The organism is Acinetobacter lanii, assembly GCF_011578285.1.
GTDB classification, from domain to species: domain Bacteria; phylum Pseudomonadota; class Gammaproteobacteria; order Pseudomonadales; family Moraxellaceae; genus Acinetobacter; species Acinetobacter lanii.
Genome location: NZ_CP049916.1, coordinates 553,599 through 568,953, shown reverse-complemented (window position 1 = coordinate 568,953; position 15,355 = coordinate 553,599). Strand labels below are relative to the sequence as shown.

14 protein-coding genes are annotated in these 15,355 nt (G+C 39.2%); 9 read left to right on the top strand and 5 right to left on the bottom strand.

What is annotated here, in order from left to right:
- Window positions 1-84 precede the first annotated feature (84 nt).
- The gene (locus G8D99_RS02685; protein WP_166322385.1) at window positions 85-1,866 is read left to right on the top strand and encodes an acyl-CoA dehydrogenase C-terminal domain-containing protein; all 1,782 of its coding nucleotides are present in this window, start codon (window positions 85-87) and stop codon (window positions 1,864-1,866) included.
- 84 nt (window positions 1,867-1,950) lie between these two features.
- Here the strand turns inward: G8D99_RS02685 and G8D99_RS02680 are convergent, their stop codons facing one another.
- On the bottom strand, window positions 1,951-2,160 hold the full coding sequence (locus G8D99_RS02680) for a hypothetical protein (RefSeq protein WP_166322383.1): 210 nt from the start codon (window positions 2,158-2,160) through the stop codon (window positions 1,951-1,953).
- 182 nt (window positions 2,161-2,342) lie between these two features.
- On the opposite strand from G8D99_RS02680, the gene G8D99_RS02675 reads away from it, so the two are divergent.
- The gene (locus G8D99_RS02675) at window positions 2,343-2,837 is read left to right on the top strand and encodes a phosphate-starvation-inducible protein PsiE (protein ID WP_166322381.1); all 495 of its coding nucleotides are present in this window, start codon (window positions 2,343-2,345) and stop codon (window positions 2,835-2,837) included.
- Between the two features lie 84 nt (window positions 2,838-2,921).
- Here G8D99_RS02675 and G8D99_RS02670 read toward each other — a convergent pair whose 3' ends face one another.
- Window positions 2,922-3,458: an RcnB family protein gene (locus G8D99_RS02670; RefSeq protein WP_227554344.1), complete on the bottom strand. Its 537-nt coding sequence runs from the start codon at window positions 3,456-3,458 to the stop codon at window positions 2,922-2,924.
- Between the two features lie 176 nt (window positions 3,459-3,634).
- On the opposite strand from G8D99_RS02670, the gene G8D99_RS02665 reads away from it, so the two are divergent.
- Window positions 3,635-4,099 carry a hypothetical protein gene (locus tag G8D99_RS02665; protein WP_166322379.1) on the top strand — a complete coding sequence of 155 codons (465 nt, stop codon included), beginning with the start codon at window positions 3,635-3,637 and terminating at the stop codon, window positions 4,097-4,099.
- Between the two features lie 86 nt (window positions 4,100-4,185).
- Here G8D99_RS02665 and G8D99_RS02660 read toward each other — a convergent pair whose 3' ends face one another.
- Both G8D99_RS02660 and znuD read right to left on the bottom strand, forming a co-directional pair.
- Window positions 4,186-5,649: a phospholipase D family protein gene (locus G8D99_RS02660; RefSeq protein WP_166322377.1), complete on the bottom strand. Its 1,464-nt coding sequence runs from the start codon at window positions 5,647-5,649 to the stop codon at window positions 4,186-4,188.
- A 105-nt stretch (window positions 5,650-5,754) separates the two neighbouring features.
- Window positions 5,755-7,848 carry a zinc piracy TonB-dependent receptor ZnuD gene (znuD, locus tag G8D99_RS02655; protein ID WP_166322375.1) on the bottom strand — a complete coding sequence of 698 codons (2,094 nt, stop codon included), beginning with the start codon at window positions 7,846-7,848 and terminating at the stop codon, window positions 5,755-5,757.
- Between the two features lie 219 nt (window positions 7,849-8,067).
- On the opposite strand from znuD, the gene G8D99_RS02650 reads away from it, so the two are divergent.
- The 6 genes from G8D99_RS02650 (at window position 8,068) to G8D99_RS02625 (ending at window position 14,332) form a co-directional block, all read left to right on the top strand.
- A complete protein-coding gene (locus tag G8D99_RS02650; RefSeq protein ID WP_166322373.1) occupies window positions 8,068-8,829 on the top strand; it encodes a DUF4184 family protein in 762 nt (253 codons plus the stop codon).
- Between the two features lie 182 nt (window positions 8,830-9,011).
- The gene (gene aspS, locus G8D99_RS02645; RefSeq protein ID WP_166322371.1) at window positions 9,012-10,796 is read left to right on the top strand and encodes an aspartate--tRNA ligase; all 1,785 of its coding nucleotides are present in this window, start codon (window positions 9,012-9,014) and stop codon (window positions 10,794-10,796) included.
- Window positions 10,797-10,918: 122 nt separating this feature from the next.
- Window positions 10,919-11,137, top strand: a complete 219-nt coding sequence (locus G8D99_RS02640; RefSeq protein ID WP_166322369.1) for a hypothetical protein — start codon at window positions 10,919-10,921, stop codon at window positions 11,135-11,137.
- A 188-nt stretch (window positions 11,138-11,325) separates the two neighbouring features.
- Window positions 11,326-12,378 (top strand): hypothetical protein, encoded by a 1,053-nt coding sequence (locus tag G8D99_RS02635; RefSeq protein WP_227554343.1) that lies wholly within the window; start codon window positions 11,326-11,328, stop codon window positions 12,376-12,378.
- Between the two features lie 91 nt (window positions 12,379-12,469).
- A complete protein-coding gene (locus tag G8D99_RS02630; protein WP_166322367.1) occupies window positions 12,470-13,369 on the top strand; it encodes a glycosyltransferase in 900 nt (299 codons plus the stop codon).
- A gap of 273 nt (window positions 13,370-13,642) precedes the next feature.
- Complete coding sequence (locus G8D99_RS02625) at window positions 13,643-14,332, top strand: lipopolysaccharide biosynthesis protein (protein WP_227554342.1); 690 nt, start codon at window positions 13,643-13,645, stop codon at window positions 14,330-14,332.
- A 17-nt stretch (window positions 14,333-14,349) separates the two neighbouring features.
- On the opposite strand, the gene G8D99_RS02620 is transcribed toward G8D99_RS02625, so the two are convergent.
- Window positions 14,350-15,279, bottom strand: a complete 930-nt coding sequence (locus G8D99_RS02620) for a glycosyltransferase family 32 protein (protein ID WP_166322363.1) — start codon at window positions 15,277-15,279, stop codon at window positions 14,350-14,352.
- Window positions 15,280-15,355: the final 76 nt, after the last annotated feature.

Here is a 15,355-nt window from a genome sequence, read left to right as displayed (position 1 = left end):
TTTAGTCGTCTAACAACGCGATCAAGGCTTGGTTAGACTCAAGATACATACCAATTAGATTGAACAAAAAATAGGTGAAGGAAAATGCCAATTTATAACGCACCACTTGCAGACATGAAATTCATCCTGAACGATGTATTTAATGCTGAACAATTCTGGCAATCCAATGAAAATCTTGCACATGTGGATGCAGCAACGGCAGAAGCCATTCTCGAAGAAATGGCGAAATTTGCTCAAAATGTCACTTTACCGCTTAACCGTACAGGTGATGAAGAAGGTGCAAGTTATAACAACGGTGCAGTGACCACGCCTGCTGGTTTTAAAGAAGCATTCAAACAATATGCCGAGGGTGGCTGGATTGGTCTTGGCGCAGACGAAGAATGGGGCGGTCAAGGCATGCCAAAAATGCTGACTGTGCTTGCAGATGAAATGTTGTTTGCCACCAATCCATCCTTCATGCTCTACCCGCTTTTGTCCGTGGGCGCAGGTATGGCATTAAACAGTTACGCATCGCAAGAGCAAAAAGAAACTTACCTACCTAAAATTTATTCAGGTGAATGGTCAGGCACGATGTGCTTAACTGAACCGCATGCAGGCACAGATCTCGGTATTATTAAAACCAAAGCTGAACGCAATGAAGATGGTACCTATAACATCACAGGCACCAAAATCTTTATTACCGGTGGTGACCACGACCTTGCAGAAAACATTATTCATTTGGTGTTAGCGAAAACACCAAATGCCCCTGCCGGTTCGCGTGGTATCTCATTGTTTATCGTGCCGAAATTCATCGTCAATCCAGATGGTTCTTTGGGTGAGCGCAATACTGCAGGCCCAGGTTCGATTGAACATAAAATGGGGATCAAAGCCTCTGCAACATGTGTCATGAACTTTGACGGCGCGAAAGGTTACTTGGTCGGCAAAGAAAATGAAGGCTTAGCCGCGATGTTTGTCATGATGAACTATGAACGTTTATCGATGGGGATTCAAGGTTTAGGGGCTTCTGAATATGCTTATCAAAATGCAGCGCAATATGCGACAGATCGACTGCAAGGTCGTAGTTCAACTGGCGCAAAAACCCCTGAGAAACCAGCAGACAGTATTCTAGTGCATGGCGATGTGCGCCGTATGCTGCTTAACGTTCGTGCCAACAACGAAGCATCTCGTGCTTTTGCCGTCTATGTCGGTCAACAGCTCGACATTACCAAGTTCTCAACCGACCCTGAAGCCGTGGCTAAAGCCAATAATCGTGTTGCCCTCCTCACACCAATTGCAAAAGCCTACTTAACCGATACCGCATTTAACGCAACCCTTGATGCGCAAATGGTGTTTGGTGGTCATGGTTATATTCGTGAATGGGGCATGGAGCAGTGTATCCGTGACCTTCGTATTTCTCAAATTTATGAAGGCACCAATGGCGTGCAATCGCAAGATTTGATCGGTCGTAAAACCATTAAATGTCAGGGTGAATTCATTGCTGAATATATCGAAGAAATTCGTGATTTCGCCAATGATCTTGATTCAGACTTAAATTACATCAAAGATGCAACATTGGATGCAGCGACTGAGCTTGAAGTGGTCACACAATTGGTTATTGAACGTGCTAGAGAAAATCCAGACTATGCCAATGCAGCAGCGGTCGATTACCTGCATGCGGTCGGCTTACTCAGCTTCACGTATATGTTTGCTAAAATCGCTAAAGCAGCCAATGCAAAACCGGGTGAGTTCTACCAAAACAAATTGTCTTTGGTGAACTACTACATTCAACGCGTACTGCCTGACTTGAACACTCGTCTTGCACGTTTAAAAGCTAGCTCTGACACCGTGATGAGTTTCAACGAAGACTACTTTACCAATCAAGCTTAATGTGAGCATGTTGAGAAAGTAAACTACATAAAAAAAACGCCTGATCAGTCAGGCGTTTTTTTTATTTTATCTATTCAACATGAATTAATTCTTTTCAAGCACAATCCCCGTCGCAAGACCCTGTGCTTTATTCGGATCTTTATTCACGCGCACAATTTTAATCTGCCCACTGGATTGCAACTCTTCACATAAGGCAACCACCTTTTGCATTTCATCAAGTTGAATGCCAGTTCCAAGGATTAATTTTTTGCCTTGTGCTAGAGAATCTATTTTTGTTTGAATTTTATTTAACATGATTTTCCCTTCGTCGTTAAATGACAGAGTCTACATTACATTAATTTTGAATAAAAAAAACACTAAAAAACCAAAAAATTCATTCTTTTAATAGATGAGCTTTTCATGCGCATGAAATTTGCATGCGTTAAGCTGAACAGCATCTTTGTTCATTTTGAACATTAGAATAGGAGGATAAACCCGTGAATACTGATCCTAGAATCAAAAAAATAGAATCCTTCCTTGATCGTTTTGGCAATCTTGCAGTCGAAAGTTTTCACTACATCGCCCTGTTTATTATTGGTTGTATGGTAATTTGGTCAGCTGCACATACTGTGTATGAAATTTTAACTGACAATCACTATGCCAGTATTGATGACATTCTGCTGTTATTTATCTATTTAGAACTCGGTGCGATGGTCGGGATTTATTTTAAAACCAATCATATGCCGGTGCGGTTTCTGATTTATATTGCGATCACCGCCCTGACTCGCTTGTTGATTTCAGACATACAACACGACCACAAAGCAGATCTGGATTTACTGATCATCACCGGTTCTATTTTGGTGCTCGGTTTTGCCATTTTGATCATTCGTTTTGCCTCATGGAAATTTCCATCGGTCATTAAAGACAAATACGATGAAAAGCCTTTAGCACCGGGTAAAACTCCACGCCCTGAAGATGACGAATTGGCTTAATATCGATTAATCTGTCATAAAAAAATCCCTCTTGATGAGGGATTTTTTATTTTGATTGAATAGACAGGATTCATATATCAGTCATTAACGATCATTGGGGACTTGCAGATAACGTCCATTTTGATAAATCCAATGCATCCCCACGCTTGGATCAGGTAAACCATAACGTCGCCAATCTGAGATCAACATATAGCTTGAACTTTCAATCGTACCGCCATTGCCGTTTACATAGCCATAACTTTGATGGGTATACGTGGTTTGGCTGGGCAAAGACTGGTTATAAATAATCGTGACGCCATTTTGTTGCGGATAGCCCTGCTGCCCGTGGGGTGGATAAGGACGATTTGGATATTGCGACGGATAAGGACGATTCTGCTGATAGAGCGGTGGCCGAGTCATATGAGGAGGAACTGTCACATCTTTATAAGTCGAATTGCTAAAGGTAGACCCTGAATTGGCTTGTACAGGTGGTTTCGGTGGACTCATCCGATAACCCAGTTTGGTTTCTGCCTGCGCACTCAAGCTCGGCATCAGCAACAATGAAGCGACACATACAACGCGCATTTGACTCAAATAACAAGAAATCTTGCGCTGCTTGTCCTGATTTGTAATCTTGTTCATTTTAAAGCCCCCCTGCCACATGCCGATTTATGCTTCTAATTTATCTCAAAATGATAGAGAAACCATGAATAAAAAACAGCCAATTGTCAGCGAATGATTTTTTTAAGCCGTTGAAACACCGCATAGATCATTTGCTTCTGCTAATATTGATTTTTTAAATTGCTGGATCCGAAGCCGTGTCAGAATTAAGTTTTGATCGTTTACATCAATTTTTTTGTAAAGTACCCAGTGTTCAAGAATCCATGATTGATTCCTACGGGACTGACGGTAAAAGTGCATGGTGGTTTAAATTCCAAATTAATGTGGATCATCCACTTGCATGGCAAACCGTGCAGGAATTGGGACATGTGCTGAATTATATTTCTAAAAATGAACGCTTACCGACCCAATTTTTACCTGTTTCTCCTCCACCGTATATGAACGGTGAAGCAAAACAATTCTTGTCTTGGGTGATTCAATGTAATCACGAAGACTTTCCACCTGACGTGGTGTGTGACTGGTTAGAAGCACGTTTGCCGCAACCTGTAGAAGATGAAGCACAGTGGAAAATCAAAACCGATATTAAAGAACTTGAAAATGAGTTGGATACGATGACTGATAAAGATTTGGATCAAATCATTCCACCGAATCCTGCGCCTTAATGAATCTCTCCTGACCTCCCTTTAAAAAAGGGAGGAAAGTCCCTCTTTTTCAAAGAGGGATTTAGGGAGATTAAAAAATAATGAACTTAAAATGTCGACCAACCACTCCATTCCATAAAGCGATACACACCATATTTAAACTTCGATTCATCAGCATATTGAGCATATTCCACACTCATATTTTTACCATCAAGATTCGACCAAGCGGTGTTGAAATATTGCTGTGCATCTTGGAATAGTGCAGCATTCACATCACCTAACGTGCGTAAATCAGTTTCTAAATTATAATTTTTTAAATTTCGTGCGGTAAAATTGGCTGAACCTAAAATCATTTCTGCGGTTTTGGCATTGTGCTTTAAAATCATTTTGCTATGGCATTGTTCGCCTTGGGTATTACACCAGCGTACCGTCACGCCGGCATCAATTAATTCACTTGCCACTTGACGGTTGGGAATGCCATTTTTCTGACGACCAAAGGCATCTTTATTTGGATCAAGCAGAACCCGAACATTCACGCCACGCTGTTTTGCTTTAATCAAGGCTTTCACAATCTGACGTTCAGACAAATAGAACATCGCTAAATCAATATTTTCTTTGGCTTTGGCTGTTTCAATTAAATTGAGTGTCGCATCTAAAATGGCGTTCTCAGTCAAGACCTGAACTTGTGGTAAGGTTTTGGCTTCTTCAAATTCACCAATCACCACCATAGGCATATTGGCTTTCGACATCTGTCCGACGGCTTGCTCAGTCTTTAATACATCCACTGCTGTATTGCCTGACACCACCAACGCCACATTCGAATGCCGTGAACTGCCGTCATGCGGATTCATAGAAGTGACTAAGGCTTTCCAGCCCGCTGTGGTATCCACCACCAAAGTTTTACGATGGTTGGCTTTAAAATTCAGCAAACTTGTATAACTGCGTAAAGTGATTTTCTCTGTACCAAAAGGGTTATTGAGCCAGCCTTTTTCAGGGTTATTTTGTAGCGTTTGACAACATAAATACCAAAGCCCAGACCAAGTGGGATTAGATGCCCGTAATGGCGTTAAATCCGTTTCAATCACATCGACACCCGCTTGACGAAGCTGATGATAATGCTTTGGTGCAATCCCGCCATAGACGGAATTGATCGGATCGGTAATGACTTTGATTTCAATATTAGGGACATCTTGACGTTTTTGAATCAAGGCATTAGTTAGCTTTTGCATGAGCTGATCTTGCTGTACTTTCGATGCGCCCACTTCTTTATTGAATAAGAATATGTCCAACACAATCGTGGTTTGTGCTTGATCAATCAGACTCAGCATTTCATTAAAAATCGTATGTTGTTGCTGCTGTTGACCTTGGGCATCAATATACGTCATGTCCGCTAAAAACTTGACCTGCGCATGACGCAGTTTGCCTGTAAAATTCACCCCATCAGGCAAAGGTTTATACATGTGGTAAATTGCAGACGATAGATAGCCCAAGGCCAAAAAACCGATCATCAAGCCGAAATACTGACGCTTTGACCAATTCAATTTTTGATGAATTCGTTGAAAAATACGCATAACAAAAAACCTAGTCCGATCACTGCAGACTAGGTTTAAATGTTTTATTTTTCAAGCGTTATTGTGTTGTTAAGCGCATTTCAGGTGATGCTTCTAGACTCAAATTTAGAATCCAAATTCAATTCCCAAAGTAAAGTTACGACCGACCTGTGGAATGTTCGCCAAGAACGAAGCATGTGAATAAACTTGCTCATCTAACAGATTATTGGCTTGCGCATAAATGCGGTAATCATTACCTTGCGCATATTGACCGGCATAAGATACCCCCAAGTTCACCATGTTGTAGCCTGCGGTTTCTTGCTCAAAGGCACTGATCTTGTCTTGTTTAAAGACATGTGAATATTCAGCCGAACCGGTCCAGCCATCGGCAAAATCAGCTTCTGCGCGTGCGCCCAAACGACCACTTGGCACACGTGGGGCATTTGCTCCATCAATTTTGCCTCGGACATGATCACCGAATACACCCACTTTATAAACATCATTCAATTTAACGTTTAATTCACCCTCAACACCGTAAAAACGTGCTTTGTCTTGAGTGTAATCCACTAAACGGAAATTTTTATAGGGATAGGTAGTGGATGCATAAATATAATTATCAAACCAGTTGTGATACACATGCAGATGATAATCGACACGTTCATTATCAAAATGCAAACCCAATTCTAGGTTATTCGATTTCTCAATATCGAGGTTTTGATTGCCACGTTCATAAGTATTGGTCGCAAAGTGTTTACCATTGGCATATAACTCTTGTGCAAGCGGTAAACGTTGTTGATGCGAACCGACTAAAGACAATTTATAGTTGGGTGCAAATGCCCAATTGGCTGCTGCTGAACCTGAAAATGCGGTGTCCTCATAATCTTTTTGATTCGACTGAATATCAATTTTCTGATGATCCGCACGTGCAGCAAGTTCTAAATGCACATCGCCTAATTGTTTATGCTCTAAAGCGAATACACTGAATTTTTGGGTTTTATTCGGATCAAACAAGGATTCTTCACCGCTGATATTGAGCTTTTGTTGATTGTACTGTCCACCAATCACCCCTTCCCAACCGGCAACAGGCACATGTACCAATTCAAGTCGAGCATCATAACCTTTACTCTTAAATGTCGTTTCGGCAATGCCTTCCTCAATTTCATCATGCTTATAGTCGGTATAGCTCGCATGCGCACGGAGCTTCTCGAAGCCTGGGATCGGCTCTGCTAACTCGGTACGAAATTCATAACGTTCAGACTTTAAATCAACCCATGGTCCACCGTGTTCATGCTCGTGTTCATCATGCCCATGTGCTGAATGATCATGCTCATCCGCATGTCCATGATTTTCTCCCCCATCACAATGTAAGTGATCACCATGTGGATGACAACTTTCATATTCATGACTATGCCCCGGCAAACCATATTGATCTTGACGATTGCTATAAGATAATCCGACAAACCCGCGGTCATGAATCCATGAACCACCAATATTAAACGTTTGACCATCGGCAAAGGTGTTATCTACACGGCGCTCTTTCTCTAATTCACCTTCATGCTCATGGAAATAATTCGGGGCAATATAATTATTGGCTTTATGTTTCGTTCCTTCTAAGCGAATTGCAAATTGATCCCCTATCGCAGCAGTCACACCTGCACTGGCAAGCTTTTCATCACTTCCTGTGTTGTAACGTAGACCCACTTGCCCTTCATAGCCTTTTTCTGGCATCTGCGTTGGGATTTTTTGATCTGTGACATTAACCAATCCACCTACGGTGCCAGCAGCATACAACAGCGTTGAAGGACCACGAATCACTTCAACTTGTTTCGCGAGAATGGGATCGACAGTTACTGCGTGATCAGGCGATAAACTCGATACATCAGAAGTTTCTGAAGCATGCTGTAAGACTTTAACACGAGGACCATCTTGTCCACGAATCACCGGTCGGCTTGAACCTGAACCAAATTGATTGGAATATACGCCCAACTGACCTGACAGTGCTTCTCCAATGGTGGTACCACGCTCTGCCAATTGTTTTTGATGAATAACTTGGTCTGCAACAGCAAAATCGGCAGCCGATTGGGTTAAGGGGTGCGCTTGCAGCTGAATCGTTTCTAATTTTGTGGTGGGTGTAGTGTTCTGAATTTGATCTTCAGCCAAAACGGCTGGTGAAATAATCCCGAGAATCGACAAAGTCAAAATATTCTTGTGCATAGACATGAGTAAGAGAAGGCTCAATTTTTAATTAATGTTATAATATAACATTTCATTAATTTTGCAATATTGATCTGCGTTTTTCTTAAAAGAACTCTATATTTCAATTAGCTTGTTATTTATCATTTATTTACAAAACACCGCCTTTCATCGACACAATTGAGTCAAGATTTTGTTAAGGTAAAGTCCAATGCCTCAATGTGTCTGAATTGATATTCAACTGTTATGCCCTTTACCATTTCGCATGCTGTCATAGCTCCACCGATTGCAAAACTCACCGGTTATCGACTGCCAATCTCTGCCCTTGCAATTGGCAGTATGACCCCTGATTTATATCGCCTATTTACGGCTGAAAGCTATGATGTTTCTCACCACTGGAGTGGGATTATAATTCCTAACCTACTCATTGGAATCGGTTTTTGTCTATTGTGGTATGGGCTATGGCGACCAGCCGTGTTCCGCTGGATAGGTATGGTGAAACCTTTAGGATTAATCTCATTTGATAAAGTATTGGGATTTATCCTCAGTGTAATTGTGGCTTTAGTGATGGGTATTGCCACGCACCTGATCTGGGATGGACTAACCCATTCAGACTTTCGTACCTTTGCCTTCAATGATTTTTTAAGTCAAAACCTATCACTTATGGGGCATGTTTACCCCATGCACCGTGTGTTGCAAATCGGCACTTCTGCGATTGCGCTACCCATCATGCTATGGATGCTGGTGCATTATTACCTTAAGTTCAAACAGTCCAATGCCATACAGTCAAAGATTAAACTCAGTGGGTATGTCGTTTTATTGCTATCGTTATTAACGGCAAGTGCCTATTATTTAAGATTCTTTCAAGATATTGGAATTCATTTATTTGCTTCTGACCTGTACGTATTTATTGGTCAATCTGTCAATCACTTCTGCCGTATGTTTTTGCTCACCTTTAGTTTAGGCTGTTTCATCTTTTTGCTGATTGATCGTAAACATTCCGAATAGACTCAATTTGAAAATCTAACCCGATTTTGACGGTATTTCAGCATTTCTCTAGGCGAATTGATGGTGTTTTTTGATCTAGTTCTTGTGACTCATACCCCAAAGAGGCATAATTCAGTATTCGAAAGCGGTACGCTGTTTACGTATACGCTCGCCTTAAACCATATAGTTGGATTGTTTACGCTATGATGCGAACTCATTACTGCGGTACATTAACCGAAGCTCAAATCGACCAAACCGTTACATTATGCGGTTGGGTACATCGTCGCCGTGACCACGGTGGTGTTATTTTCTTGGACATGCGTGACCGTGACGGTCTGGTTCAGGTGGTGATCGATCCGGATACCCCTGAAGCATTTGCAACTGCCGATAAAGCACGTTCAGAATTCGTACTAAAAATTACAGGTCGTGTACGTCGCCGTTATGAAGGTACTGAAAATGCCAACATGGTGAGTGGTCAAATCGAAGTGTTGGCAAAAGAAATTGAAGTTCTTGCTGCCTCTGAAACACCTCCATTCCCATTAAATGACGAAAATACTAATATTTCTGAAGAAGTACGTTTGAAATACCGTTTCTTGGACATCCGTCGTCCAGAAATGATCGATCGTTTACGTTTCCGTTCTAAGTTAACCAACTTAATTCGTAACTACTTCGAAGAAAATGGTTTCTTAGACGTTGAAACACCAATCTTGACCCGCGCAACACCTGAAGGCGCGCGTGACTATTTAGTGCCAAGTCGTGTTTCAAATGGTAGCTTCTACGCGCTTCCACAATCACCACAATTGTTTAAACAGTTGTTGATGGTGGGTGGTGTTGATCGTTACTACCAAATCGCTAAATGTTTCCGTGATGAAGACTTACGTGCGGATCGTCAGCCTGAATTCACCCAAATCGACGTTGAAACATCGTTCATGAGTGACGATGACATCATGGATTTGATGGAACGTTTAACAGTGAAGATGTTCAAAGAACTTCTTAACGTTGAATTCGACAAATTCCCACGTATGACTTATGCAGATGCAATGCGTGACTACGCATCTGATAAACCAGATATGCGTATTCCTTTGAAACTGGTTGACGTTGCAGACATGATGCAAGACGTCGAGTTCAAAGTATTTGCAGGTCCAGCGAAAGATCCTAAAGGTCGTATCGTTGCGCTTCGCGTACCAGGTGCAGGTTCACTTCCACGTAGCCAAATTGATGAATACACGAAATTTGTGGGCATCTATGGCGCGAAAGGTTTGGCTTACATTAAAGTCAACGAACTTGAAAAAGGCATCGAAGGTCTTCAGTCTCCAATCGTGAAATTCATCGAGCCAATCGTGCTTGATTTGTTGAAACGTGTCGGTGCTGAAAACGGCGATATCGTATTCTTCGGTGCAGACAAAGCCAAAGTTGTAAACGATGCAATGGGTGCTTTACGTATCAAGATCGGTCATGACATGAACATGGCAACATGTGAGTGGGCACCGCTTTGGGTGGTTGACTTCCCAATGTTCGAAGAAACTGATGATGGCAAATGGACCTCTGTTCACCATCCATTCACGCTACCTAAATCAAGCGTTGAAGAAGTGAAGAACAATCCAGGCGAAGCCCTTTCTGTTGCTTACGATATGGTATTAAACGGTACTGAAATCGGTGGTGGTTCTCTACGTATCTTTAATCTAGAAATGCAAAAAGCAATCTTTGAAGCTTTAGGCATCTCTGAAGAAGAAGCAGAAGAAAAATTTAGCTTCTTGTTGAATGCATTGAAATTCGGTGCGCCTCCACATGGTGGCTTGGCATTCGGTCTAGATCGTCTTGTGATGTTGATGACCGGTTCATCTTCGATTCGTGACGTGATTGCATTCCCGAAAACCAAAACTGCTGAATGTCCATTGACTCAAGCCCCTGCGCCAGTTGAACTAAATCAATTGCGTGATTTGGGTATTCGTTTACGCGAAAAACCAAAAGCTGAAGAAGCTAAATAAGATTTAGCTAATCCATAAAAAGCCCTGCTCAGTGAGTGGGGCTTTTTTATCACGCCTCACTCAAATTGAGATTTTTTGCGAAAAATGGCATAATAGCCATATCTATTTATAGGTCTATTCTCATGGCAATGCGTCCCGATGTTCGTCGTCATACAATTATTATTATTGTGTTTTGTATCGTCCAATGGGCTTTCATGCGTTATATTTTAAATGAGCAATTATTTAATCTGACCACATATCAGCGTATTGTGTATTTCAGTACCAGTAGTTTCATTGCCGGTTTTGGTTCTATTTCAGCATTGATTTATATGGTATTAAAGGGAAATGCGGATCGTAAGTAGATTCGTTTTTTGTAGTAATCCCCATGCCTTTCATCATTAATGGCATGGGAAATAAACCAGATAATCTAAAAATTACAAATTTAAATATTAAATAATATTACCCTACAAAATATTTCAAGATATCAAATGTTTGTTTAAATAAAATTAATAATAATATCAAGCATTAATTAATGATATGAATAATAAATTTGAAAAAACATATTGTTTTAGCAATGCCCAGTCATAGTAATTTTTGTTCTCCGATGATTGAAAATTTAAAATTTCATGGATACAGCGTAACTTTTATTGATGCCTCTCCTGAACATCTCAAAAAAATGCGTCTCAGTTTCATAGATAAATGCATTCACTTCATTCGAAAGGCATTATTCAAAAATTCTGATTACAAAGAACTCAAAAAAACTTGGCTCAAGGAAGATTACATTAGTAAAATGATTGATCAGATACCCTTATTGACTGATCACGATCATATTTTGGTAATTCGCCCTGATTTATTCTCACAGGATAGATTGCAACAACTTCGTCAAAAATCAGAGCATAACTATGTGGGCTATCAATGGAATGGATTAGACAGATTTCCTGATACAGTTGCTCGAATTGGACTATTTGACCGTTTTTTTGTGTTTGACCATAGTGATCTTAACAATCCGAAATTCGATACATTGAATTTGATAGGCATCACTAACTTTTCTTTTGATATGCATCAACCTACATCAACGCACCATAAGGGTCAAAGGGCATATTTCGTAGGATTACATTTTGACGAACGTGTCGAAACTTTAACTCAGTGTGCAGATATATTGTCTAAACTTGGCATTCAATTGGATTTTAATATTCGAATTTTAAAAAACATAGAAACGAGTCGAAAAAAATATGATGATGCTCAAATTAAAATCATTAAAAAAAATATAGATTTTTCTAAAAATATTGAACATATCTATCAGGCTAGCATTCTCGTCGATATACTCAATCCGATTCATCAAGGCTTATCATTTCGTACATTTGAAGCACTCTATTATCAAAAAAAATTAATCACCAGTAATGCTAATATTAAAAATTATGACTTTTATCATCCCGATAACATCTTCATTTGGGAAACCAACAATCTCCCCCAGTTAAAGGATTTTTTAGCACGTCCCTATACCCAAATAGACCAAAATATAGTCGAAAAGTATTGCTTCCATAACTGGTTAAAGAATATATTGGATATTGCTCCATATCAAAAAATTGTATTGCCAGATTAAAAATAGTATTGAAAGGAAAAGTTGAACTCGTTCAAATTCCATTCAATATAAAATTCCAATTAAAAAACTATTAAAATTCAAAGGCCGAATTATGAGCTTGCATAACATCAAAGTTTTTGTGGGTTGCGACCCCAACAATTGTGATCTCGAACAAATGATGGTGCTGGACTATAGCATTCAAAAACATAGTTCATCCCCTGTAGACATTATTTGGATGCAACTTTCACATGATTCATCAAGCTTTTGGTTTGCAGATGCTGAATCAAAATCAGGTTGGAGAACCGAAAAATGGGCAACACCTTTCTCTGGATTCCGTTGGGCGATTCCTGCATATTGTGGTTATAAAGGTCGTGCCATTTATATGGACACAGATGTGATCGTACTCTCAGATCTCAATACTTTATGGCGACATCCGATCGAAGGTAATGCCGTTGTAGCAGCAAAGGGCGGCAAAAGTACTGCTCGACTTTGTACTTGCGTTTGGGACTGTGCGAAAGCAAAAGCTGTACTACCCGATATTGATCGTTTAAAAAACGATCCTGATGCCCATCAAAATTTAATGAAAAAAATTAAAGCACATCCGGAGCTCGTTCAACCTTATCAAGATCATTACAATTGTATTGATGGAGAAGATCTAGATATATCAGAGATTAAAATCCTTCATTATTCAGATATGGGCACCCAGTTTAGCCATAAATACTCAATTCCACGATTAGCAAAAAATGATACCCAGCATTGGTTCGATGGAGAAATTTTAGAGCATCCTCGCCAAGATTTAGCGCAACTGTTCGATCAATATTATCAAGAAGCCTTAGATGCTGGTTTTAAACTAGAAGACTATATGATTGAGCCTTACGGTACATTCTATAAGGCCTCACAGAAAAAGTATAAAGGCAATCAGGTCACACGTGATACACATCAGGCTTCATGGTTTAAACAGTTAATACAAAAATTTAAACCTGAAAATAAAACTTTTCATTTAGACGATTAAGCACTTAGAAAACACCATACAAATTTATAAAAAGTAATTAAAAAATAAATGAGATAAACGCTTATGAGTGGGCTAATATTTAATTATATTATTCGAAATTTAGCGAAATATACCTATAAGTTTCTATATCCAAAAAGTTATAAACATAACCGTAGATATTGGCCTTTTTATCAGGTGACTCGAAATGAATCTGGTCATATTAAGCAGGTTTTTTTTAGAAATCAGCTCATTGTTGATCATGAACGGACACCCCTCATTCAAAATCGAAAATGTATGTTGGTTGCGACAGGTCCCTCGACCCAGCACTTAGATGCAAAACATTACCAACGTTCTGATATTGATTATATGGGGGTCAATGGTGCCATTACACTGCCCAACATTCAGTTTAAGTACTATGTGATTATTGATCATGATTTTATTCGGAATCGATTTGATCTCGTAACAAAAGTTTTGCAGATGAAATGTATATTTTTTACAACTGCACGATGTCTCGACGAAATTTTAAAGAAAATGCATTTGGCAGATATTCGTTGTGACTTTAAAGTTATTGAAATTATCAGCGCTGGTAAAAATGAAAAATTTATGGGCGATACTATTACAGGTCATGAACATCAGGAACATTATTTTTTTCATGAAAATTTTGGCTTTTCACTTAATTTTCAAGATGCCATATTTGACTACTACACGGTTGCCTATACCGCTTTTCAAATTATCTACGGATTAGGTTATGAAGAAATTTTCTTGATTGGCATTGATCTCACAGATTTAAACCAAGCACGCTTTTATGAATCAGAGCAACACAAGCAACCTACGCTCATTCATCATCACTTAGATGATATTCTGAAAGCATTTGCTTGCGCTGCACGGGTATTCAATCAAAAAAATAAAAAGGTCTATAACTTATCTCATATCAGTATTATTCCGCACTTTCCTAAAGTCAGTATCACTCATGGGGTTGAGTAGGACATGGCTTGATCTCATTAAGTCATCAGGTTTTTTTTGAAATCAAGCAGTGAATCTTCGAAATACATTCCTCTTTCATAGTACTTGGCGACATGATTTCGCTCTTTGCCTGCGAATTTAATCAGCTTTGGATATTCACCATGTTGATGATTCAATGCCATATCAATCAATGTTTTTTCTTTTACCCAACGATTTTTCACTTGATAAAAAAAGGCATTTTGATCACAGTCAATTAAGGTAATACTCGGCTGATATTGCTTCATAATGATTTGACAAACGACATATGAAATTAAATATTCGGGATTACTAATCCGTTGAAACACCTGATCACAGTCTTTCATCGCCTCACGAATATTTTTGACATATTGTTTAGGACCAATTTTCATTGCATTCAGCAACTCATCAAACCATGCTTTAAAAAAAATGTTTTGAGGTTGACTAGCGAGAAGCCAGTTTTCAATAACAGGCGAGCATTGTTGAGTGGTATTTTTCTTACGATAATAGGCGAAAATTTCAGTCTGATTTTTCTCAATTAATTGATGAACCCAGTCCAACTTTTCATATACGATAATACTTGCATCCAACCAAATACCGCCATGCAAATACAATAAATTAAAGCGAATTAAATCTGCTTTATGTTGTGGCATGGCAATGTCGAGTTGACTAAAGTCAATGGTGGTATATTCATGTACATTTTCTGGTGAAAGTACATAGACCTGATAGTCTGGATTACGTAAGCGAATATTTTCTATACAATCTTGAACAAAAACAGGAATTTCACCTTCCCAATACATCCAAATTTTCTTTGGAATTTGTGCTAGATGTTGGACTGGATTTAGCACCAATACATTGGCATAGTTATCAATATTTAAATTTTTTGCTCGAATCTTATTACGATACATAAAGGAGTATTTTATTTGATAAAATATTTTTTTTAAAATTTTCATATGAAATAATTTAGTCAAAAATTATTTTTATTCTATTACTTCACTTTTACATATTGTATATTATTTAATCTTTATT